Genomic DNA, 21,316 nt, shown 5'->3' with positions numbered 1-21,316 from the left:
GTTCCGGTCACTGGCAGACCCCCCGGAACACATCGACCTGGCCGCCCGTGCTGTCCGCCACCACGAGGTCGCGGACGCCGTCGCCGTCCAGGTCTGCCGCCGTCGCGTCGTAGGCGCCGGTGGCGGGCACCTCGGTCAGCCGGGTGAGGGTACCCGAGCCGTCGCCCGTGTACGGCGTGACCGAGTTGCCCTGAAGGGAAGAGACCAGCAGGTCCGTGATGCCGTCCCCGTCCAGGTCGGCGGCGCCCCCGGCGACCGGCAGCGCGGGCGTGCTGTAGGTGGTGGCCGCACCGAAGGTGCCGGCACCGTTCCCGAGCAGCACGTCCAGGGTGTCGGCGCCGTTGCTCACCGTGGCCAGGTCGAGGCTGCCGTCACCGTCGAAGTCGCCCTCGGCGAGGGAGTAGAGGCGGGCGGTGGTCGCGTACTCGGTGGCGGCACCCAGGGCTCCGGTGCCGTCACCGAGGAGCACGCTCACCCCCGCGCTCGCCACGCTCGCCGTGGTCACGTCGGCAGCGCCGTCCCCGTCGAAGTCCCCGACGACGATGCCGTGCGGCTGGCTTCCGGTGGCGGTCTGGCCGGCGTCCGTGAAGGTGCCGTCCCCGTTGCCGAGCAGCACGGTCACCGAGTCGCCTTCGAGGTTGGCGGCGACCACGTCCACCGCGCCGTCCCCGTCCAGGTCGGCGGTGACGACATGCCGGGTGTTGGTGTCGGCGCCGGCCGAGCCGGTCAGGGTGTACGACGGGACGCAGGCGGTCGCATCGGCGGCCACCGCCGGGATCGCGGGCAGCGTTCCGCCGAGGAGCAACCCGCCGGCCGCGGCGATCCGCAGGCAGAGCTGCCGGTTCATGCCGTACCGCCTTTCGTCTCGGGCTTTCGTCTCGGGTGAGGTCATCGGTCGGCTCAGCTCCGGTCGGCGGCGACCCGGAAGCCGACCGTGGGATAGCCGCCGCTGCCGTCCCGGCCCTCGCCGCGGTAGTGGGTGGTGCAGCTGCGCCCCGTCGCGTACCAGGAGCCGCCGCGCACGGCGTTGACGTCCAGACCGGCCTCCTGGCCGTTGGTGGCGGTGACGACGCTGGAGGTCCACTCGAAGCAGTTGCCGGCCATGTCGTAGGCGCCGTACACGCTGACGCCGTCCGGGTACGCGCCCACGGCCGAGGTGAGTCCGCCGGTCGCCACGAGCGCGTCGAAGAGGTCCGTGTAGACGAACCCGGTCCAGGTGTCGTGGTCGATCCAGCCGGTCACCCCGCCGGTGGCGGTGACGGTGAGGATCTCGGAGACCGGCTCGCTCTCGCCGTACCGGGTGGACTCCGGGTTGTCGTAAGTGGCCTCGGTGGAGCCGTAGTTCGCGAGGTAGTACGCGGCGCACACCGCGTTGTAGTTGTAGTCGCTGGTGAGCACGGAGTCCGTGTAGGTCGTCCCCGCCGTGTCGCCCCAGGGGTAGGCGTAGGAGTCGGGGCCGCGGGCCGCGCTCTCCCACTCGGCCTCGGTCGGCAGCCGCAGGGTCCAGCCGTCGGCCTGCCCGGTGAGCCAGTCGCAGAAAGCCTCGGCATCCGCCAGCGCGACCGCCAGGACCGGGTGTTGCTCCTTGCCGGTGGGGACCGTGCCGTCGTCCCAGTAGGACGGGACGGTGTGGCCGGCGCCCGCGTCCGTGCCGAGGAAGGCCGCGTACTGGGCGTTGGTGACCTGGTAGGCCCCCAGCCAGTAGGCCGAGTCGATCGGCGAGGCCTCGCCGGCGCCGGTGGTGTTGGACAGGTCGGCCGTGAACACGAAGTCCGGGTCCGCGGGAGCCGGCACCAGGGTCTGCCCGGCGACGGTGACCGTGTCGGCCGCGGCGGCCGGAGCCGCGCCGAGCAGCGGCACTCCGAGCAGCGGCGCGACGGCCGAGACGCCGACGGCACGCAGCAACTTCCTTCTGCCGAGCGGCTGTTGGTGCGGTGGTACGACGGTCATGGGGCGGCCTTCCGTCGACTCGATGGCTGGGGCGGCCGACCACGCGGCATTTCAGGGGGACAGCGCGCCGCGTGACCGGCCCTTCGACGGAACGTAAGGTGCGCGCCTTTGCTCCGGCCAATGTCGGCCTGTGACTTCTCTGGACGCGTGCACACAGGTTCCGCGCCGGCTGCGCGGTCCGTACCGTCGAGCCCGCAGTCTGTCCGAAGAGAGGCACAGTGTCGACACCTTGGGCTGTGAATGCGAAAGAACCACTTGACCGAGCCTTACTGTCGACACTAGACAGGTGAGGGAGGACCTTCCCACGCCACGAGGAGAACGCCATGACCGATCCCCGGCCCGGACGACGCCTCTCGGGCAAGGTCGCCCTCGTGACCGGCGCGGGCGCGGGCATCGGCCAGGGCTGCGCCCTGCTCTTCGCCGAGCAGGGCGCGACCGTGGTCGGCTGCGACATCGACGCGGACGCGGCCGGACGCACCCGGAAGCTGGCCGCCGAACGCGGGGTGAAGGTCGAGGTCATGGCCCCGCTGGACATGACGGTGGCGGCGGACGCGCAGCGCTGCGCGGACACCGTCTTCGAGCGGTACGGCCGGATCGACGTCCTGGTGACGGCGGGCGCGATCGCCCCGCACATGGCGAGCGCGGCGGAGATGGACTTCGACGCGCAGTGGACGCCGACCCTGCGCGGCGAGGTCGACGTGGTGTTCCTGCCGGTGCGGGCGGCCTGGCCGCACCTGGTGGCCTCCGGCGGCGGTTCGATCGTCAACTTCGCCTCGGTGAACGCCTTCCGGGGCAGCGGCACCTTCGGCATGGTCGCGCACTGCGCGGGCAAGTCGGCGGTGCTCGGCCTGACCCGCCAGCTGGCCGTGGAGGGCGGACCGTGCGGGATCCGGGCCAACACCATCTCGCCCGGCATGGTGCGCACCCCGGCCACCGAGTCGGCCGGCGCGCACGAGGGAGCCGCCCGGGCGGCGCTCCTGGCCCGTATCCCGCTGGGCCGGGTCGGCACGCCCGAGGACATCGCCTGGTGCGCGGTCTACCTGGCGTCCGACGAGTCCGCGTGGGTCACCGGCGGGAACTTCCCGGTGGACGGCGGCGTGCTGGCCAAGTGAGGGCCCCCGGGCACCGGCGAGGCGAAGGACCCCGGGCACCGGCGAAGCGAGGGCCCCTGGGTCGCCTCCGGGCCCCCTGCCGTCACGTCGACGGGGTGCGCCGCCGGCGTGACGGCTTGCGGCCGGGCTCCTGCTCCTGGATCTGCTCCTCGACCGACCGCAGCGCCCGCACCGTCGCCCCCGCGATCAGCGCGGAGGCCAGCTCGCCGTCGCGCTCCTCGCAGGCCTGCATCAGCCGTTCCTGGTCGTCGACGCTGTAGGCGAGGCGGCCGGGGCGGGTCAGGCTGAGGTGGCGGAGCATGAGGGTGCGCAGCGCCAGGGAGTCGAGGATCTGCTTGAGGGTGGCGTTGCCGACGATCTCGGTCATCCGCTCCTGGAGCTGCACATGGCTCCAGAAGTACGCGTCCACGTCGCCCTCGTCGGCCAGTCCGCGCATCTTCTCGACCCGGCCGCGCAGCTCGCCGATCTCCTCGTCGGTGGCCCGCTCCACCAGCAGCGCGGCGAGCATCGACAGAAGCTGCCGCCGGACCTGGTAGATGTCCCGGATGTCCTGGAGGGAGGGCGCGGCGACCCGGGGCCGGCGACGCGCCTTCATCTCGACCAGACCCTCCTGTTCGAGGACCATCAGGGCCTCGCGCACGGGGGTGCGGCTGGTGTCGAACCGTCGTGACAGGTCGACGCTGTTGAGGTCCTGGCCCGCGGCCAGCCGGCCCTCGATGATCCCGGCGCCCACCCACTCGGCGATCTGCGCAACCAACGGCTCCCGCCGGTCCCGCAGCCGCAGCAGACGGGCGAGCACGACATGCGTGTCCTGATCGGTCATCCGGCGGCCTCCCGGTCCGTGCCCGGCCCGGTGCCGGGTTCACAGCGGACCCATCGGTGTCGACACTATCGCACTCCGGAGCCGCCCAGGACACCGGTCACCAGCTGTCTGTCGACAGTCACCTAGGGCTGGACATCCAGCGCGACCAGGAACCGGGACACCATGTTGTACACCGCCACGGTCGCCGTCAGTTCGACGAGTCCGGTCTCGCCGAAGTCGGCACGCAGGGCGTCGAACACCGGGTCCGGGACCCGGACGTCCCGGGTCATCGCGTCGGTGTAGGCGACGACCCGGGCGATGCGCCCCTCGAACTCCGGTTTCTCCTTGCGCAGTTCGGCCAGCTGCCGGTCGTCCGCCCCGGCCCGCCGCGCCTCCGGCTCGTGCGCCGCCCACTCGTACGGCGCCCGGTTGAGGACCGCGATCCGCAGGATGACCAGTTCGCGGAGGTCGGCGGGGAGCGACATCCGCTCCCTTACGGCGCCGAGCAGGCTGTTCCAGCCGTCGGCCACCGGCGGGCTGTGCAGCAGCATCCGGTCGAGCGGATGCAGGCCGCCGCCGCGCCGGGCGCGGACCCGGTCGGCGATCTCGCCGCCGCCTTCGGTGCCGGGGAGTCGTGCCATGGGATGCGGGTCCTTCCGTTCGGTCGGGCAGGGGGCGGGGCTCGTCAGTCGAGCAGGGGGCGGGGCGCGCGGTCCAACAGCCTGAGGGCGTCGAGCCGTTGGACCGGACCGACCTCGACGGTGGCGCCGCCGAACACCATCGCCTCCTCCCCCGTGAACTCCGGCCAGGCGGGCAGCGGCCCGCCGCCCGGGTCGTGGTCGGTGACGAAGCGGGCCCAGGTGTCGGCCATGGTGCGGGCCAGCTCCCGGTCGGCGTCGGTCCAGGGCCAGGCGCGGGCCGTCAACGTGTCGAGGGCGTAGGGCAGTTCGGCGGTGTGGTGGACGCCGTAGCCGGGCAGCCCGTCGCGGGGCGGGGCGAGCGGAAGGCCGTCCGGCAGGGGCGGGGTCCGGGTGAAGCGGTACATCCAGGTGGGTGCGACGGCCGCGTGGGTCCGCGCCCAGTGCCACACCGGGTAGGCGAACCGGCTCTCCCCCGTGAACCGCCGTGCCGTACGGCGGGCTTCGTCGCTGTTCCGCAGCGGGTACACGGCGTCCGTGCCGGGCTCGACGGGCAGCCGGCGCAGGATGTCCAGCGAGGCGTACACCGAGCCCTCGTCGTCGTTGGTCCCGGCGAGAAGGGGTACGGCGTGCTGGCGGGCGGTGCCGAAGACGTCGTCGCTCGGTTCGGTGAGGACCCGGCCGTCGACGACCGGCCCGAAGTGGCCCTTGAGGACGAGTTCGACGCCGTCGAGCCGGCGCAGTGCGCCGATGCCGCGGTCGTCCGCCCAGCGCAGGCCCTGCTTCTGTGCGGTGGCCTGGTCCGGCAGCGGGCCCTCCGCGCGGCCGATGCCCGAGGCGCTCTGGCCGATCGCCGCGTGGAAGAGGTGCCGGGCGGCCGGGGAGGCCATGAGGTGGCAGACGTGGGCGGCGCCCGCCGAGTTGCCGGCGAGGGTGACCCGGCCGGGGTCGCCGCCGAACGCGTTGATGTTCTCGCCCACCCAGGTCAGGGCGGCGACGATGTCGAGCAGCCCGTAGTTGCCGGCGGCGCCCAGGTCGTCCTCGGCGGCGAGTTCGGGGTGGGCGAGGAAGCCGAGGGCGCCGAGCCGGTGGTTGAGGGTGACGACGACCAGGCCGCGCCGGGCCAGCGCACGGCCGTGGTGGATCTCCTGGCCGCCGTGGCCGTAGCGGTTGCCGCCGCCGTGGATCCAGACCAGCACGGGCAGCCGGGCGCCCGGTGCCGGGTCCGGGGTCCACACGTTCAGGTAGAGACAGTCCTCGCTCATCACCAGCGCCCGCCGGTCGGCGAAGTTGGTGTGGTACATGATCGAGTCGCGGGGCGGCTGGGGCTGCAGCGGTGCCGGGCCGAAGGCGTCGGCCCGGCGTTCGCCGTCCCAGGGCGCGGGCGGGCGCGGGGGCCGCCAGCGGAGCTCTCCGACCGGTGGTGCGGCGAACGGGACGCCCCGGAAGACGGCGATTTCACCGTCGTACTGCGCTGCCAGCCGCCCGGCGCCGACCGTGGCCCTGACGGTGCTGACGGTCCTGATCACCCGGTCGCCTTGTGCAGCACGCCGTCCTTCATGATCACCCGTAGCCGGTCGCGGTCCTGGAGGATCCGGATGTCGGCCAGCGGATCGCCGTCGACGAGCACCAGGTCGGCGAGATACCCCTCCCGCACGAGGCCCAGCTCCTCCCCCATCCCCATCACCTGGCCGCCGTACCCGGTCGCCGCGCGCAGCGCCTCGGCCGGGGTGAAGCCGAACCAGTCCACGAACAGTTCCAGGTCCCGCAGGTTGCGGCCGACCGGGTTCCAGGCGAAGCCGTAGTCGCCGCCGGGGACGACCCGGACGCCGCGCGCCACGAGTTCGGGGACGACCGCGCACACGGCGTCCCGGGTGGCCTCGACCTCCATGCCGGGCTCGGGTTCGCTGCCGGCCTCGTGGAGGTTGGCGTGGATGATGCCCGGGGTCGGCGCGACGAAGATCCGGTCGCGGGCGGCCCGGAGGAGGTCGAGGGCCTCCTCGTCGGCGAAGGTGCAGTGGTAGACGGCGCGGATGCCGTGCCGGACCGCCATCTTGACCGACTCGGCGGCGTGGGCGTGGGCGGTGAGCCAGACGCCGTGCTTCTCGGCGGTGTGCGCGGCGGCGGCCACCTCCTCGTCGGTGAACTGCACGACCCGGGAGGTGCCCTGTACGACGGCGCTCTCGCCGGAGAGGGACAACTTGACGATGTCGACGCCGAGTTCGGCCATGTCGGCGACGAACCGGGCGACCGAGCCGGGGTCGGAGGCGCGGCCGTCGACGCCGGGGAAGTCGTAGACGCCCGGCTCGACCATGCCCGCGCTGCCCTCCCAGGACGCGGCCTTGAGGCGCGGTCCTGGCATCCAGCCCTCGGCGAAGGCCTTGCGGGCGGCGACCTCCGTGCCGGGGAGCCGGTTGCCGCCGGAGTAGGCGCTGGTGATGCCGTGGTCGAGGAGGACCCGGCCGGCGTGCGCGACCAACAGGGCCTTCTCCTCGGCGGGTTCGTCGCGGCGCCGGGAGAGGTGCTCGACGGTGGAGCCGAAGCCGAGGTGGGTGTGGGCGTCGACGAGTCCGGGGAGCAGGGTGCCGCCGCCTCCGTCGATCACCCGGGCCCCGGCGGTCCGGTCGCGTGGGATGCGCTCGGCGACCGCGGTGACGCGGTTGCCCTCGACCAGGACCTGCGCGGGGAACGGGTCGCGGCCGGTGCCGTCGAAGACGTGGACGTCGGTGAAGAGCGTGCTGGTCATGGGGTCCTGGGCCTCCAGAAGCGGTGGCGCATCTCGCCGACTCCCCCGATCCTGCTGACCAGTTCGTCCTCGGGGGTGAGGAAGCGCTGCGGGACCCGGCGGTTGCCGACGCCGGCCGGGGTGCCGGTGAAGACGAGGTCGCCGGGGAGCAGGGTGCAGAACCGGCTGAGGTGGGCGATCAGCCGGGGGATCGGGAAGATCATGTTGGCGGTGCGGTCGTGCTGGACGGTCTCGCCGTTGAGCTCGCAGGTCAGTTCCAGGTCGTCCGGGTCGTCGATCTCGTCGAGGCTGACGAGCGCGGGGCCGATCGGGCCGAAGCCCGGGTAGGACTTGCCGAGCGAGAACTGGGCCGGGCGGCCCGCGAGTTGGCTGATCCGCTCGGAGAGGTCCTGGCCGACGGTGAGCGCGACGACCGGGTCCCAGCCCTTCTCCTCCGGCACCTGGTGGGCCTCCCGGCCGATGACGGCGACCAGTTCCAGCTCCCAGTCGACATGGCCGGGCGGGAGGGTGACCGTGGTGTGCGGGCCGGTGAGGCAGGTGGCGAACTTGGTGAAGACAAGAGGGGCTTCGGGCTCCTCGTAGCCCGCCTCGGCGGTGTGCGGGCGGTAGTTGAGGGCGACGGCGAAGATCTGGCGGGGGGCCGGTACCGGGGGCTCCAGGTCGGCCTCGTCGTAAGGGCGGGCGCCGGTCGCGGCCGTGGACCACAGGCGCAGGTCGTCCCAGCGGGCGAAGGGGTCGGCGGCGAGGGCGGCCGGTACGTCGACGGCGCCGTCCGGGGTCAGCAGGACGGTACGGCCGGCGAGGCGTGCGAGGCGCATCCGGCGATCACACCCACTGCCCGGCGGGGGGCTCGTCCTCGCCGTACGCCTCTCTCCAGGAGACCACCGGGTTGCGCAGCACGCCCAGGCCCTCGATCTCGGCCTCGACGACGTCGCCGGGCTTGAGGTAGTTGGCGAACGGGTCCTCGGTGCTCGCGGCCACGCCCGCGACGGTGCCGGTGGTGACGAGGTCGCCGGCGCTGTAGGTCTGCGGGGAGTGGTAGGCGACCAGCTGCGGGAGGGAGACCGACATCCGGCCGGTGTTGGACTTCTGGCGCACGTCGCCGTTGACCCTGAGTTCCATGTCCAGGGCGTGCGGGTCGTCGATCTCGTCGGCGGTGACGATGTACGGCCCGACCGGGCAGAAGGTCTCGATCGCCTTGGAGAAGGAGAAGACTCCCGACTCCATCTCCCTGCGCTGGATGTCCCGCGCGGTGATGTCGTTGAAGACCACGTAGCCGGCGATGTGCTCGACGGCCTGTTCCGCGGAGAAGAAGCGGCCCGGCTTGCCGATGACGACGGCGAGTTCGAGTTCGTAGTCGAGTTCCCGGGTGAGGTTCGCCGGGTACACGATCGGCTCGTCCGGGCCGATGATCGCGTCGACGTTCTGGAAGAAGACGATCCCCTTGTTGACCGGGTGGGACCAGTCCACGCGGGCCAGGTCCTCGTGGTGCTCCCGGAAGTTGCCGGCGGTGTGGAAGAACTTCTTCGGCACGATCGGCGCGCGCAGCCGGACGTCGGCGAGCGCGAACGTCCGCCCCGTCTCGGCGACTTGGCCCTCCCGCTCGAACCAGGCGCGGGTGCAGGGCACCTCCAGCTCCACGACGGTGTCTCCGTCGAGCCGGCCCACCAGTCCGTCGTCCGGCCCGTCGCAGAACGTCACCAGTTTCATCAGACCTCCCTCAACTGTCGACAGACAGCCTGTCCTGAGCCCGTCTGATCGTCAATAGGTGCGCAAAGTGTGGACACCAATCGGTGCGGTGACCTACCGTCCGAAGCATGCGGACGACGTGGGACTTCACGGGGACCCGGGCGCTGGTCGCCGGGGCCGGCGGGATCGGTGCGGTGGTCGCGGGGGAACTCGCGCGGGCGGGAGCGGCGGTGGTCGTCCTGGACGTGGACGAGGGCAGGTTGGACCAGCTGGCGGGGCCCGGCCCCGTCAAGGGGCTGTCCGCCGACCTGACGTCGGCGGACGCCTGCCGGGCCGCTGTCGACAGTGCGGTGCAACTGCTCGACGGCGTCGACGTGTTCGTGCACGCGGTGGGGGTCAACGACCGGCGGCCGGTGCTCGACACCCCGGACGAGGTCTGGGAGCGGATCACCGCGGTCAACCTCGACAGTGCGTTCTGGCTGGGGCGGGCCGTGGGCGCGGTGATGGTGCGCGCCGGACACGGAAGGATCGTGTTCCTGTCGTCGGTGTCCGGGCTGCTCGCCCACGCCAACCACGGGCCGTACGCCGCGACCAAGGGCGGCGTCGACCAGTTGATGCGGGTCATGGCCCGGGAGTGGGCGGCCTGCGGGGTCACCGTCAACGCGGTCGCGCCCGGCTACACCGAGACCGACCTCACGCGCGAGTACCTCGCCGGGCCGGGGGTCCGGGCGTCCCTGGAGTCCCTCGTCCCCGCGGGCCGGCTGGGCCGGCCCGCGGACCTGACCGGGCCGGTCCTCTTCCTCGCGTCCGACGCCGCGGCGTTCGTCACCGGGCAGGTGCTGTACGTCGACGGCGGGCGGACGCTCGTCTGAACTCCCCTCAACGATCGCTTTGGAGGCCTTATGACCGCCGTGTTCGAACGTTTCGCCGGGAAGACCGTGCTCGTCACCGGTGCCGGCACCGGGTTCGGTGCGGAGATCGCCGTGCGGGCGGCGCGGGAGGGGGCCGATGTCGCCGTCCACTACCGCGGTTCCCGCGCGGGGGCCGAGGCCACGGCCGAGCGCGTGACCGCGCTCGGCCGCAAGGCGCTCGTCGTCCAGGCCGACATCTCCGAGCACGCCCAGATCACCCGGCTCGCGGAGGAGGTGTGGGCGCACTTCGGGCGGCTGGACGTGGCGGTCAACAACGTGGGGGACGTCGCGCGTGAGCAGATGTCCTGGCGGGACGTCACGGAGGAGTCGATCGACCATGTGCTCGCCGTGGACATCAAGGGCACGCTGCTGTGCACGCACGAGTTCGGGGGGCGGATGCTGGAGCAGGAGGGGGGCGGGGCGGTCGTGAACATCGGGTCGACGGTGGTGGTGCGGGGCAGCGCCAGGGCGCCGCAGTACGCGGCTGCGAAGTACGGGATCATCGGCCTGACCAAGTCCTATGCGCACGCGTTCGCGCCGCGGGTGCGGGTGAACGTCTTCGCGCCGGGGTTCATCGAGACCGCGGCGACGCTGGGGCGCGAGGACTGGAAGAGCGGGCGGGGGGATGCGCTCAGGGCGGCCACGCCGCTCGGCCGGATACCTGGGCCTGAGGAACTGGCGGGAGCTGCGCTCTTCTTGGCGACCGAGGATGCCGGGCATATCACCGGGGGCTTCTTGGTGGCTGACGGGGGATACAACATGATCGGGGCGTAGGGGGTTGTGTTGCGGGTGCGGGTGAGTGGGGGCTGGTCGCGCCCACGCGGCGGAGCCGCAAATTGACACAGCCCCGCGCCCCTAAAGGCAAAAAGCAGGTAGGGACGCTTCTCCCTCTTTGAGAAGATCTGAAAGCTCCGGCCCCCGGGATTCGGTTCGCATCCATCCCCGGGGGCCGGCTCTCTTCTCCTGGTCTTCTTACGACACCGTCAGGGTGAGGGCGCCCGTGTAGCTCTGGCCGGGCGTGATAGTGGTCTCCGTGCCGTCGACCGTCAGGGTCACCGTCCTGTCGCTCGGCGCCGTTATCGACGCGGTCGAGGCCAGGGTGAGGGCGCTGAGGTACGACGTGCCCGTCACCGTCCAGGTCGACGACTCGCCCAGGGTCACCAGGACGCCGTTGTTGACCACCGCGCTCGGGGTGTTGGTGACCTCGCTGATCTCGCGGTACTCCGTCTTGGTGATGGTGGAGACGCTGTGCTTGGCCGTGCTCGCCGAGATCACGCCCTCGACCGTGGTACGGGTGAAGGAGAGGGTGAGGTTCTGGCCCTGGAGGCTCGCGTTGCCGCCGCCCCAGACCGAGTTGTAGAAGTCGCCGGTCAGGGCGATGTCGGTGAAGGTGCCCTTCGCGTCGGTGGACTGGGAGGTGGTCGGGGACCAGCTGGACGACTTGGTCGGGGAGCCGGTCGGCTCGGTGTAGGTGCCGGTCGTCTCGCTGGACCAGGGCTTGCCGGAGACCGTGACGCTGCTCGGGCGGTCGGTGTCCATCAGCTGGAAGAGGACGCCGTTGCCGGTGGTGATCGTGGCGCCGTCGGAGCCGTCCACGGTGACGGTGCCCGCGACCGCCTTGCACATGAAGGCGGTCTCACCGGTGCTGACCTGGGTGCCGCCGTCGATGGCGACCGACCCCGCCGCGTACCACATGACCATGAAGCGGCCGGCGTCGATGGTGGTCGACTGGACGGGGAGGTCGTCCAGTTCGGCCGAGGTGAGGCCGAGGGAGAGGGAGTCGTTGAGGTCCGAGACCGCGTCCTTGGTGCTGTCGCCGTAGTGCGCCGAGGCACCCCAGTGGATGAGGGCGTAGTCGCCGACGTCGAAGGTGCAGCCGAGGAAGTGCTCGGTGACGTTGCCGATGGCGTAGCTGCCGTAGCCCTGGCCGCCGGTGTTGGCGATGGTGCTGTTGATGGCGGTGAGGGTGCAGTAGCTGCCGCCGTCGACCGAGAGGGCGCCCCACTTCTCGGAGGAGACCGAGGAGTTGATGTACGTCGCCTTGGTGCTCGCGCCGAGCAGGTTGGTGGCGCGGACGTTGCCGGAGATGCCCAGCATCCACGGCACGGTGATCATGTACTTGGTGTCGCCGGTGCCGGCGGCGGGGTACTCGGCGGGGACGACGCCGTCGGCGCACGTGATGGTGGAGTTCTTGACGATCACGTTGGCGGTGGCGTCGGCGATGACGGCCGTACGGACCACGCCCACGTTGCTGATGTTCGCGCCGTCGAGGACGAGGGTGGTGCCCGAGCCGGTGCCGACCACGGCGGCGCCGTAGCCGACGAAGTCGCAGCGGCCGTTGCCGTCGAAGGCGATGGTCGGGTCGGTGAGGGTGTAGCTGCCGCCGGCGACGTAGACGCCGTTGAAGGCCTCGCCGTTGGAGAGCAGGGTGATGTCCGAGGCCTCTGAGTCGGTGACGGTGCCGTCGAGGACGCCGGAGGGGACGGACTTGTCCTCGTCCACGCCGTCGGCGTCGACGTAGATGGCCTGGCGGAAGGGGAAGGTGAGGGTGGAGTAGGCGACGTCGGTGGCCTCGGCGACGTTCAGGACGATGGTGCCGGTGTAGGTGCCGGCCGCGATGGCGGTGGCGACGCCGCCGTATCCGTCGGTGAGCGCGGCGAGTTCGCTGCCGGTCTCCACGCCGTTGACGGTGAGGGTGAGGCTGTAGCCGTCGTCGACGGTGATGACACCGCCCTCCTCGATCGCCAGCTCGGTCGCGGTGGTGGTCTCGGTGAGGGTGAGGGTCTCGTCGGAGCCGACGGTGATCGTGGTCGCCTTGGCCTTCTTGGGCTTCTTGGCACTGGCGGCCTGTGCGGTGGCGGGGGCGAGCAGGGTGGGGGCGAAGGCGGCGGCCACCGCGACGATCAGGGCGCGGGGGCGGGCCCGGTTGGCGACGGGCCGGTCGAGCAGGTCGCTGACGGACGAAGTCTGCTCGTTGTCGGCCTTGTTGGCGGGCCTGTTGGTGGACAGCACTGTGAACTCCTTTGTTCTCCGGTGTTTTCGGGCAGGGGGTATCGCGAGGTGTGGGGGGTGAGGGGGTGCGGGCAGGGGTCAGCCACGCGTGGCGCCGTGGCGCCCGCGCCCCCCTGTTCCCTGCCGCGGTGGGTCAGTTGTGGGCCGGCTCGGCGTCCTGGTCCAGACGCTCGCCCCGGATCCGGGCCAGCACTCTCGTGCGCAGTTCCGCGAAGCGCGGATCGGCACGGGTGGTGAGCTGGTCGCGGTCGGTGCCGAAGGGCACGGTCAGGGTCTCGAGCACGGCCGTGGGGCGGCCGCCGAGGACGATGACGCGGTCGCCGAGGTAGACGGACTCGTCGATGTCGTGGGTGACCACGACGACGGTGATGCCGAGGCGGCGGCGCAGCTGGAGGGTGAGGTCCTCCAGGTCGAAGCGGGACTGGGCGTCGACCGAGCCGAACGGCTCGTCCATGAGCAGTACGGGCGCGTCGTAGGCGAGGCCGCGCGCGATGGCGACGCGCTGCTGCATGCCGCCGGAGAGCTGCCAGGGGTACTTGTCGCCGACGTCCGCGAGGCCGACGGCGTCCAGGCACTCCAGGGCCGTCGCCTTGCGCGGGGCCTTCTTCACGCCCCGCCCCTGGAGCGGGAAGGCCACGTTGTCCCACACCCGCATCCAGGGCAGCAGGGAGCCGCGGTAGTCCTGGGAGACCACGGCGATGTCGGCGTGCGGCCCGGTCAGGTGCTGGTCGCCGTAGCGGACGGTGCCCGAGGTGGGCGGGGTGAGTCCGGCCAGGCAGCGCAGCAGGGTGGTCTTGCCGGCGCCGGAGGGGCCGACGACGCACACGGACTCCCCCGGGTCCACCCGCAGGCTCAGCCCGGCGAGCACCCGGTGCTCCTGCGGGCCGCCCCGGCCGAAGGTCATGCAGAGGTCCTCGACGTGGAGGGCGGATCCGCGGGTCATACGACCACTCCGTTGCTGTTCTCGTCGGCGGGCTCGGGGGACGCGGCGGTCACGGCGGACCGGGGACGGCGCGCCCGGGGCGCCCGCTGGTGGTACCAGCCCAGCAGGGCGTGCTCGCAGAGCAGGAGCAGCACGCTCAGTCCGTAGCCGAGGACGCCGATGAGGAGCGTGCCGGCCCAGGTCTCGGCGACGTGGAAGCTGGATCCGCTCTGCAGGATGAAGTTACCGAGGCCGATCGGCGAGCCGTAGATCTCGCTGACGACCATGAGGACGACGGCGATGGACAGGGCGACCCGGATGCCCGCGAAGATCTGCGGCAGGGCTCCCGGCAGGACCACCCGGCGGAGCTGGAGGTGCCAGGGGACGCGGTAGCCGCGGGCGGTCTCGTGCACGGCGGGGTTGATCTGGCCCACTCCGGCGATGGTGTTGAGCAGGATCGGCCAGAGCGAGCCGAGGAAGATCAGGAACACCTTGGGGCCCGAGCCGATGCCCAGGGTCAGGATGATGACCGGCACGAAGCCGACGGTCGGGGTGGCCCGGGCGAAGTCGAGGAGGGGTCCGAGCGCCAGGCGCAGGGTGCGGACCTCGCCGATCACCAGGCCCGCCGCGACGCCCACGACGGTGGCGAGGGCCAGGCCGAGGACGATGTTGCGGAGGCTGAACCAGAGGTCGTCGAGGAGGCCGCCGCCCGCGAGCTGGTCCCACAGGGTGTGCAGGACCGTGGTCAGGGGCGGGAAGTAGAAGCTGGTGCTGCCCGCGGTCGAGAGCAGCAGGATCACGAACACCAGGGCGGGCAGCCAGAGTTGGCGTATCGCCGCACGGACGGTCATGCCGCCTCACCCGCCCTCGCCGGGGGCCGCCAGCGCAGCAGCCGGCGCTCGGCGTACTGGGCGAGCAGGGTGATCGAGTAGCCGATCGTGCCGGCCGTGAGGATGTAGGCGTAGGCCCGGTCCGAGGCGCCGGCCTGCTGCGACTCCATGATCATGTGGCCGATGCCGGGGAGGGTGGTGAGCACCTCCACGCCGATCGCGACCAGCACGGAGGTGGTCGCGGCGAGCCGCAGTCCGGTCATCACGGAGGGCACGGCGCCGGGCAGGATCACCCGGCGGAAGCGCAGCAGGCGCGGGATGCGGTAGGTCCGTACGGTCTCGTGGACGGACGGGGTCACGCTGCGGGCGCCGTACTGGGACTGGAGGAGGATCGGGAAGACGCAGGCGATGAAGACGACCGTGGCCTTCATGCCCGGGGTCGAGCCGAGGACCAGCAGGAACACCGGGAGCAGGGCGATGACCGGGAAGGAGCGCAGGATCTCCACCAGCAGCCGGGAGGACTCCTCGGCCGCCGCGTACACCCCGGTGACCAGGCCGACCGGGATGCCGACGGCGACGGCCGCCGCGAGGCCGAGGACCGCGCCGTCCAGGGTGTCGCCGACGGCCTGCCAGTAGGTGCCGCTGCCCAGCAGGTCGCCGAGGGCACCGGCGACCGCGGCGGGTCCCGGCAACGCCGTCGCGCTCACCGCGCCGACCGCCGCGACGAGCGCCCACAGCGCCAGCACGCCGAGCAGCGCGCCGAGTTGGAGGAGCCGGACCTTCACGAGGTCCTTCACGAGGTCACCACGGGGGCCTGGTCCCAGTACACGTCGTCGTCCTTGGGCTCGTTGTCGAGCAGGCCGAACTCGTGCATCTTCGTGATCACCGTGCGCATCATCGTCCTGTTCAGGTTCTTGTCGTAGTAGTTGGTGTCGTGCGCGTCGATGAAACTGGCGTCGACCTGCGTGTACTTCTTGTCGATCGCCTTCACGGCGTCGGGGTGCGCATCGGCGTAGGTGATGGCCTTGGCGACGGCGTCGATGAACTTCCTGGCGGTGTCGCCGTTGGCCGACAGGTACTTCTGGCTGGAGAAGAGCAGGCCCTGGACCATGCCGGGCAGGTCGTTCATGCCGTTGCCGATGGCGCGCAGTCCGCTGTCCTTGCCGGCGAAGTAGAACGGGCCGAAGGAGTACACCGCGTCCGTCTTCCCGGACTTGGCGGCATCCGTGAGCGACGTCGTCGGCAGGGCGACGAACTTGATCTTCGAGGGGTCGCCGCCGGCCTGCTGGGTCAGGTACTCGCAGATGAACTGGAGGGTGCCGCCGAGCGCGGAGAGGCCGACGGTCCTGTCCTCCAGGTCCTTGAAGGACGTGATCCCGCTGCCCTTCTTCACCAGCAGTCCGTCGGTGGGGTCGGTCCTCGTCGTCGCGGACTGGAGGCCGGTGACGATCCGGATGCCCATGCCCGAGGCCACGCCCTTGAGGAAGCCGGAGCTGTCCGTCATCGCGAACTGGGCCTCGCCGTTGAGGACGGAGGGCGCGTTCTGCGAGGTGTCCTGGGCGCCGGCCTTGATGGTGACGTCCAGGCCCGCGTCCTTGAAGTAGCCCTGCTGCTCGGCTATGTAGAGCGGCTCGAAGATGGCGCCGTTGGAGCGCAGCACGGTGATCTTCGCCTTGCCGTCGGCGGTCCGGGTGCCGGCCGCCGAGTCGCCGCCGCAGGCGGTGGCCGTCAGGGACGCGGTGGCGGCCAGGGCGGTGAGCAGGACGAGGGCACGGCGCCGCGGGAATCTCGAAGTGTGCATGGAACGGCTCTCCTTGGGATGAAGGTCAATGCGTCCGCGCGGGGCCCGCGGCGGCGTAGGCGGTGGTCGACTCGGCGGGGGTCATGTAGGTGCGGAACAGGCCGTCGGGGTCGTACACGGCGCGGATCTCCTCCAGGCGGGCCGCGTGGGCGGGGCTCAGCCCGTGGTCGAAGCGGTCCGCGACGTTGTTGTCGGAGAACTGCAGCCCCTTCGACAGGTGCTGGAGCGCGGCGAGTTCACCGTGCGCCCACCGCTCGTGGCGGAGGTCCTCGGCGGGGTCCGTCCAGCCCGCGTTGGGCGAGAGGTAGAGCTTGGCCTGGCTGGACCAGCAGGCGTCGGGGCGCTCCGGGAAGCCGCCCCACAGCATCCACAGGACGTGGCTGGTGGTGTCCGGGATCGAGTCGAACAGCGGCCGGGCCGCGTCCAGGACCTTGTCGACCGGCTCGTCGGTCCAGATCCCGTCGAGGGCCCAGCGCATCCCGGCCGGGGTCATCCGGTCGGCGTGCCCGTACAGCTCGGCCATGCTCGTCCCGGCGCCCACGACCGCGCGCAGCGCTTCGGCCCGGAAGGGCGCGGTCTCCAGCAGCGCGAGCGGGTCGGAGTCGTCGTCCTGGGCGAAGGCGGTCGCGGTGACCGACACGGTGTGCCGGTCGAGGCCCTCCACGAAGCCGACCTTGGCCGAGAACTCCACCTCCTTCGGGAGCAGTTCGAGCATGTCGTACGCCCAGGCCAGTACCTCGTCGCGGAGGCGGAGGGGGTAGCTGTGCAGGGTGCGCAGCAGCCGCTTCGGGGCCGGGTGCAGGTCGAGGTGGAAGCGGGTGACGACGCCGAAGAAGCCGGGGCCGCTGCCGCGCGCCGCCCACAGCAGGGCGGGGTGGTTCGCGTCGGTGGCGTGCACCAGGGTGCCGTCGGCGAGGACGACGTCCACGGCCCGGATGCCCAGGCAGGCCGGGCCGAGGTGGCGGGAGTCCCAGCCGTAGCCGCCGCCGAGCAGGAAGCCGCCGAGGCCGACGGTCGGGGCGTGGCCCGTGGGGAAGAACAGGCCGTGCGGGGCGGCGGCTTCGAGCAGGGCGGGGCCGGTGGCCGCCGGCTGTGCGGTCGCCGTGCGGGTGGCCGGGTCGACGGTCACCTCCGTCAGGCGCGAGAGGTCGAGCAGCATCCCGCCGTCGCGGACGCCGTTGCCGACCCAGCTGTGGCCGCCGGAACGGATGCCGATGGGGCGGCCCTCGGCGCGGGCCAGCCGGACGGCCGCGACGACGTCCCGCTCGGTCTCGGCCAGCACGATGACGTCGGGGTGGCGGTCGGGCTTGCGGTCGTTCCAGACGGCGTCGAGACGGGCCCGTTCGTAGGCCGCGTCGCCGCGCCGGATGAGGGTGCCCTGGGGCAGCTGGTGCATGGCCGTCTCCTCACGCGTTTCATCCGGGACCATACTGTCGACACTTTCGGCCTTCAAGACATCTGCAATCGAAATATCTGGCATCTCTGGCGACACTAGGCGCTTCGCTGGGGAGGCCGAAAAGACGGGTTGTCGGGTGGGTGCGGCGCCGTTGGGGCTGGTCGCGCCCACGCGGCGGTAGCCGCACATCAGACACCGCCCCGCGCCCCTTTGGGGCGCGTCACCTGCGGGCGCTTTCATCAGATCGCCTCGAAATCGAAGACCTCAGCGGGGTTGTCCACCAGGAGTCGTTGCAGGTGGGCCGGGTCGGGGGCGATGTGTTCGAGGAGGTCGACCAGGAGGCCGTCGTCCGGGGTGTCGCCCGTGATGTTGACGTGCGGGTAGTCGGTGCCCCACACCACCCGCTCGGGGGCGTACGCGACCAGTTCCGCGGCGAGTTCGACGGCGTCGGTGTACGGCGGCCCCTGGACGGAGACGCGGTCGACCCCGCTGACCTTGACCCACACCTCCCCCGTGTCGAGCAGCCCGCGCAGGCTTCGCACCGCCGGACCGTTCCGGCCCGCCGCGAGGTCGACCCGGCCCATGTGGTCGATCACCACCCGGCCGGGCAGGGCGCGTACGAGGTCCTCCAGGCCCGGCAGGTCCTCGCCCCGCACATGGAGCTGGGCGGCCCAGCCGAGGCCGTCCACGCGTTCCAGCACGGCGTCGATCTCCGCGTTCGTGGGCCGGCTCCGCAGATGCGGCAGGAAGTTGAGCCGGAACGCCCGCACCCCCGCCCGGTGCAGTTCCTCGGCCGCGGCCCGGCCGGTCGCCTCGCCGATCAGGGCCACCCCCCGGACCCTCCCCTCCCCGGCCGCGAGGGCGTCCAGCAGCACCCGGTGGTCGTGGCCGTGACACGACGACTGCACGACCACCGCCCGCGTCAGGCCCAGGTGGGCGTGCAGGGCCCGGAGTTGTTCCTTGGGCGCGTCCGGCGGGGTGAAGGTGCGCTCCGGCGCGTACGGGAAGACGTCGGCGGGCCCGAAGACATGGCAGTGGGCGTCGCAACTGCCCGGCGGCAGGCGGAGCTTCGGCACCCGGGGCGCGGGATGCGGCGGCGGGCAGCCCGGCGAAGGGGTGTGGGCCGAAGGGGGGTGGGGCGAAGGCGTGCGGGGCGGGGCGGTCGCGGCGGGTTCAGTCACAGCGCGCCGTCATTCCGCCGTCGACGACGATCTCGGTGCCGGTGACGAACCGCGCCTCGTCCGAGGCCAGGAACAGCGCCGCGTACGCCGTGTCCCGCCCGTCCCCCATGAAGCCGAGCGGGATCCGGGCCCGGCGCTGGGCGAGCAGCTTCGCCACGTCCCCGCCCGCGCGCTGCCCGGCCAGCCGCGCCTCCACCATCGGGGTGTGCAGCTGGCCCGGGACGACGGTGTTGACGCGGATGCCGTCCGGCGCGTACTGGACGGCCGTCACCCGGGACAGCTGGATCACCGCCGCCTTGGCCGCCGCGTACCCGACCTGCGCGGCCCCGGTCCAGCGCAGCCCGGAGCAGGAGGCGGTGTTGACGATCGCCCCTCCCCCGCCCCGCCGCATGACCGGGATGACGTGCTTGCAGGCGAGGAAGGCACTGGTGAGGTTGGTCCGCAGCTGGCTCTCCCAGTCGGCGGGGCTCAGCTCGGCGGCCCCGCCCGGCCGGGAGCCGCCCACGTTGTTGACGAGGATGTCGATGCGGCCGGCCCGGGCGGCCGTCTCGGCGAAGTAGGCCTGGACGGCGTCGGGTTCGGTGACGTCCAGGAGGTCGGTGCGGACGCTGCCGCCCTCGGCGCGGACCTGGTCCGCGGTCACCTCCAGCGCGTCCTTGTCCCGGTCGGTCAGCAGGACGGTGGCGCCCTCGCGGGCGAAGAGCACGGCGGCGGCACGGCCGTTGCCCCAGCCGGGGCCGACACTTCCGGCGCCGCCGATGACGGCGACCTTGCCGGCGAGCCGCCCGGAACGGGCACTGAGCGGGTGTTCTGGCGTGTCCTGAAGCACAGGAGCCTCCCTGCGTGGGGGTTCGGAGCCTGCCGACAGTCATAGCCAAGTGTCGACACAAAGTAAACATGAGACCTTTGCTACACGGATCCTCGGCATCTTCTTGCCAAGGGTGTCGACAGAGGGCTTGTATGGGGCGTACGCGAGGAACCTGGAGGACCCCTGTGCGGAAACCCCCCGTCTTCACCCCGGAGGAGATCGCCCGCTTCCGCGCCGAGCTCGCCGCCCGGCGCGCGCCCGGTGCCCACGAGCCCGGCCGCTGGTCGGTGAGTCCGCTCAACCGCCGTACGGACGTGGTGGGTTCGCTGCCCGGGACGGTCCGGCTGCGGGACGCGACCCTGCGCTCCCTGGAGACCCTGCCGGGCGTCACGGCCACGGCCGGGGCGAAGCGGGAGTTCCTGCGGCGGGTGGTGGCGACCGGGGTGCCGGAGGTCGTCACCGCGGGACCCGGCGGGCGTGCCGAGGACGTGCTGAAGGCGGAGGTGGACCTGGTCAAGGGCGAGAACCCGGAGTGCCGGGTGATCTGCCCGCTGATGCGTTCGACGGACGACGTCGACCGTGCCGCGCGGGCCGGTTACGACGCCGTGCAGGTGTGGGTGCAGGGCTTCGGCGAGACGGCGCTGCTCTACCGGCCCGACGTGTACGCGGCCGCGTGGCGGGGCGAACAGTGGCGGACGCCGGATCTCCCGCGCGACCGGGCCGCCGTACTGGAGCGGGCGGCCCGCCTCGTCGAGTACGCCCGTGCGGCGGGCCTCGACGTGATCGCGCCGATGCTGATGGTGTCGTACCTGACCGAGGAGGACCACGCCACCACCGTCGCGGCGCTCACCGCGGCCGGGGCCGGCGAGCTGACCCTCTTCGACGGGCCGGGCGCGCTGGGCCCCGAGGCGTACGGCCATCTCGTGCGCCGGACCCGGGAGTTGGCTCCGGAGGTGACGGTGGGCCTGCACCCGCACAACACGTTCGGACTGGCCGTCGGCTGCGCGGTCGCCGCCGTCCGGGCCGGCGCCGGCGCCGTCGAACTGTCGGTCAACGGATACTGCGGCGGCCCCGGCAACGCCGATCTCGCCGCCACCGCGCTGGCCTTCGAGGCCGTCTACGGCGTCCGCACCGGCATCCGCACCGAGACCCTCACCGAACTCGCCCGGCTCGGAGCGGAGCTGACGGGTTACCGCCCTGCCTGGAACCACCCGGTCACCGGCCCGGACGCGTTCTGCTGGGGCGGACTGGACTTCATCACCCAGGAGACGGCCGTCGACCCGCTGCTCCACAACTGCCTGGAGCCGTCCCTGGTCGGCAACGAGCGCCGGATCCCGTTCACCCCGGACAGCGGCCCCTACACCCTGGCCGACCGGACGGCAGCCCTCGGCATCGAGCTGCCGCCCGCCGCCCTGGACCAACTGCTCGATCAGATGCGTCGGTTGATGTCCCGGGAGAACCGCCTCGCCACCGACGAGGACCTCCGGACGCTGGCCCGCGCGCTGGGCTGAGCGGCCG

The 21,316-nt window shown here is 72.2% G+C and carries 20 protein-coding genes; 4 read left to right on the top strand and 16 right to left on the bottom strand.

Features of this window, described 5'->3' with window-relative positions; genetic code table 11:
• Positions 1–7: 7 nt before the first annotated feature.
• Positions 8–847 (bottom strand): VCBS repeat-containing protein, encoded by an 840-nt coding sequence (locus tag ABZ887_RS40020; protein ID WP_361301368.1) that lies wholly within the window; start codon positions 845–847, stop codon positions 8–10.
• Between the two features lie 53 nt (positions 848–900).
• Positions 901–1,950: a formylglycine-generating enzyme family protein gene (locus ABZ887_RS40015; protein WP_361301365.1), complete on the bottom strand. Its 1,050-nt coding sequence runs from the start codon at positions 1,948–1,950 to the stop codon at positions 901–903.
• A gap of 323 nt (positions 1,951–2,273) precedes the next feature.
• Here ABZ887_RS40015 and ABZ887_RS40010 point away from each other — a divergent pair, with 323 nt between their 5' ends.
• Positions 2,274–3,062, top strand: coding sequence for an SDR family oxidoreductase (locus ABZ887_RS40010; RefSeq protein WP_361301362.1), 789 nt, complete (start codon positions 2,274–2,276; stop codon positions 3,060–3,062).
• A gap of 82 nt (positions 3,063–3,144) precedes the next feature.
• Here ABZ887_RS40010 and ABZ887_RS40005 read toward each other — a convergent pair whose 3' ends face one another.
• The 6 genes from ABZ887_RS40005 to ABZ887_RS39980 form a co-directional block, all read right to left on the bottom strand.
• Entirely contained in the window at positions 3,145–3,885 is a 741-nt protein-coding gene (locus ABZ887_RS40005; RefSeq protein WP_361301359.1) for a GntR family transcriptional regulator, read from the bottom strand.
• 122 nt (positions 3,886–4,007) lie between these two features.
• Positions 4,008–4,505: a carboxymuconolactone decarboxylase family protein gene (locus ABZ887_RS40000; protein WP_361301356.1), complete on the bottom strand. Its 498-nt coding sequence runs from the start codon at positions 4,503–4,505 to the stop codon at positions 4,008–4,010.
• Between the two features lie 44 nt (positions 4,506–4,549).
• Positions 4,550–6,031 (bottom strand): carboxylesterase family protein, encoded by a 1,482-nt coding sequence (locus ABZ887_RS39995; protein ID WP_361301353.1) that lies wholly within the window; start codon positions 6,029–6,031, stop codon positions 4,550–4,552.
• Entirely contained in the window at positions 6,028–7,248 is a 1,221-nt protein-coding gene (locus tag ABZ887_RS39990; RefSeq protein ID WP_361301350.1) for an amidohydrolase family protein, read from the bottom strand. The genes ABZ887_RS39995 and ABZ887_RS39990 overlap by 4 nt, the downstream gene beginning before the upstream one ends.
• Positions 7,245–8,066: a fumarylacetoacetate hydrolase family protein gene (locus ABZ887_RS39985; RefSeq protein WP_361301347.1), complete on the bottom strand. Its 822-nt coding sequence runs from the start codon at positions 8,064–8,066 to the stop codon at positions 7,245–7,247. Before ABZ887_RS39985 ends, ABZ887_RS39990 begins: the two co-directional genes overlap by 4 nt.
• A 7-nt stretch (positions 8,067–8,073) precedes the next feature.
• The gene (locus ABZ887_RS39980) at positions 8,074–8,958 is read right to left on the bottom strand and encodes a fumarylacetoacetate hydrolase family protein (RefSeq protein ID WP_361301344.1); all 885 of its coding nucleotides are present in this window, start codon (positions 8,956–8,958) and stop codon (positions 8,074–8,076) included.
• Between the two features lie 107 nt (positions 8,959–9,065).
• On the opposite strand from ABZ887_RS39980, the gene ABZ887_RS39975 reads away from it, so the two are divergent.
• Both ABZ887_RS39975 and ABZ887_RS39970 read left to right on the top strand, forming a co-directional pair.
• The gene (locus ABZ887_RS39975; RefSeq protein ID WP_361301342.1) at positions 9,066–9,809 is read left to right on the top strand and encodes an SDR family oxidoreductase; all 744 of its coding nucleotides are present in this window, start codon (positions 9,066–9,068) and stop codon (positions 9,807–9,809) included.
• 30 nt (positions 9,810–9,839) lie between these two features.
• Positions 9,840–10,622, top strand: a complete 783-nt coding sequence (locus tag ABZ887_RS39970) for an SDR family oxidoreductase (protein ID WP_361301340.1) — start codon at positions 9,840–9,842, stop codon at positions 10,620–10,622.
• A 198-nt stretch (positions 10,623–10,820) separates the two neighbouring features.
• Here ABZ887_RS39970 and ABZ887_RS39965 read toward each other — a convergent pair whose 3' ends face one another.
• From ABZ887_RS39965 to ABZ887_RS39930, 8 genes are all read right to left on the bottom strand, one after another.
• A complete protein-coding gene (locus ABZ887_RS39965; RefSeq protein WP_361301337.1) occupies positions 10,821–12,860 on the bottom strand; it encodes a hypothetical protein in 2,040 nt (679 codons plus the stop codon).
• Positions 12,861–12,993: 133 nt separating this feature from the next.
• Positions 12,994–13,803 carry an ABC transporter ATP-binding protein gene (locus ABZ887_RS39960; RefSeq protein ID WP_361301334.1) on the bottom strand — a complete coding sequence of 270 codons (810 nt, stop codon included), beginning with the start codon at positions 13,801–13,803 and terminating at the stop codon, positions 12,994–12,996.
• On the bottom strand, positions 13,800–14,633 hold the full coding sequence (locus ABZ887_RS39955) for an ABC transporter permease (RefSeq protein ID WP_361301331.1): 834 nt from the start codon (positions 14,631–14,633) through the stop codon (positions 13,800–13,802). The genes ABZ887_RS39960 and ABZ887_RS39955 overlap by 4 nt, the downstream gene beginning before the upstream one ends.
• Positions 14,630–15,409, bottom strand: a complete 780-nt coding sequence (locus ABZ887_RS39950; RefSeq protein ID WP_361301328.1) for an ABC transporter permease — start codon at positions 15,407–15,409, stop codon at positions 14,630–14,632. The genes ABZ887_RS39955 and ABZ887_RS39950 overlap by 4 nt, the downstream gene beginning before the upstream one ends.
• Positions 15,406–16,413 carry an ABC transporter substrate-binding protein gene (locus ABZ887_RS39945; protein ID WP_361301325.1) on the bottom strand — a complete coding sequence of 336 codons (1,008 nt, stop codon included), beginning with the start codon at positions 16,411–16,413 and terminating at the stop codon, positions 15,406–15,408. The genes ABZ887_RS39950 and ABZ887_RS39945 overlap by 4 nt, the downstream gene beginning before the upstream one ends.
• A gap of 25 nt (positions 16,414–16,438) precedes the next feature.
• Complete coding sequence (locus tag ABZ887_RS39940) at positions 16,439–17,809, bottom strand: FAD-binding oxidoreductase (RefSeq protein WP_361301322.1); 1,371 nt, start codon at positions 17,807–17,809, stop codon at positions 16,439–16,441.
• Positions 17,810–18,048: 239 nt separating this feature from the next.
• Entirely contained in the window at positions 18,049–18,885 is an 837-nt protein-coding gene (locus ABZ887_RS39935) for an amidohydrolase family protein (protein ID WP_361301319.1), read from the bottom strand.
• A 97-nt stretch (positions 18,886–18,982) separates the two neighbouring features.
• Positions 18,983–19,819: an SDR family NAD(P)-dependent oxidoreductase gene (locus ABZ887_RS39930; RefSeq protein ID WP_361301316.1), complete on the bottom strand. Its 837-nt coding sequence runs from the start codon at positions 19,817–19,819 to the stop codon at positions 18,983–18,985.
• 164 nt (positions 19,820–19,983) lie between these two features.
• Between ABZ887_RS39930 and ABZ887_RS39925 the strand changes: the two genes are divergently transcribed.
• Positions 19,984–21,309, top strand: a complete 1,326-nt coding sequence (locus ABZ887_RS39925) for a hypothetical protein (RefSeq protein ID WP_361301313.1) — start codon at positions 19,984–19,986, stop codon at positions 21,307–21,309.
• Positions 21,310–21,316: the final 7 nt, after the last annotated feature.

Origin of the sequence: Streptomyces sp. NPDC047061 (assembly GCF_040643955.1) — a bacterium.
In the GTDB taxonomy this organism is placed as follows: Bacteria; Actinomycetota; Actinomycetes; order Streptomycetales; family Streptomycetaceae; genus Streptomyces.
The sequence above is the reverse complement of the archived record's forward strand: the minus strand, read 5'-3'. Positions and strand labels throughout refer to the sequence as shown.

Bases quoted from the DNA above. Each gene is read 5' to 3' on its own strand.
- ABZ887_RS40015 (WP_361301365.1), bottom strand. From the start codon at position 1,950: ATGACCGTCGTACCACCGCACCAACAGCCGCTCGGCAGAAGGAAGTTG.
- ABZ887_RS39980 (WP_361301344.1), bottom strand. From the start codon at position 8,958: ATGAAACTGGTGACGTTCTGCGACGGGCCGGACGACGGACTGGTGGGC.
- ABZ887_RS39970 (WP_361301340.1), top strand. From the start codon at position 9,840: ATGACCGCCGTGTTCGAACGTTTCGCCGGGAAGACCGTGCTCGTCACC.
- ABZ887_RS39975 (WP_361301342.1), top strand. From the start codon at position 9,066: ATGCGGACGACGTGGGACTTCACGGGGACCCGGGCGCTGGTCGCCGGG.
- ABZ887_RS39960 (WP_361301334.1), bottom strand. From the start codon at position 13,803: ATGACCCGCGGATCCGCCCTCCACGTCGAGGACCTCTGCATGACCTTC.
- ABZ887_RS40000 (WP_361301356.1), bottom strand. From the start codon at position 4,505: ATGGCACGACTCCCCGGCACCGAAGGCGGCGGCGAGATCGCCGACCGG.
- ABZ887_RS39955 (WP_361301331.1), bottom strand. From the start codon at position 14,633: ATGACCGTCCGTGCGGCGATACGCCAACTCTGGCTGCCCGCCCTGGTG.
- ABZ887_RS39990 (WP_361301350.1), bottom strand. From the start codon at position 7,248: ATGACCAGCACGCTCTTCACCGACGTCCACGTCTTCGACGGCACCGGC.
- ABZ887_RS40005 (WP_361301359.1), bottom strand. From the start codon at position 3,885: ATGACCGATCAGGACACGCATGTCGTGCTCGCCCGTCTGCTGCGGCTG.
- ABZ887_RS39940 (WP_361301322.1), bottom strand. From the start codon at position 17,809: ATGCACCAGCTGCCCCAGGGCACCCTCATCCGGCGCGGCGACGCGGCC.
- ABZ887_RS39945 (WP_361301325.1), bottom strand. From the start codon at position 16,413: ATGCACACTTCGAGATTCCCGCGGCGCCGTGCCCTCGTCCTGCTCACC.
- ABZ887_RS40020 (WP_361301368.1), bottom strand. From the start codon at position 847: ATGAACCGGCAGCTCTGCCTGCGGATCGCCGCGGCCGGCGGGTTGCTC.
- ABZ887_RS40010 (WP_361301362.1), top strand. From the start codon at position 2,274: ATGACCGATCCCCGGCCCGGACGACGCCTCTCGGGCAAGGTCGCCCTC.
- ABZ887_RS39985 (WP_361301347.1), bottom strand. From the start codon at position 8,066: ATGCGCCTCGCACGCCTCGCCGGCCGTACCGTCCTGCTGACCCCGGAC.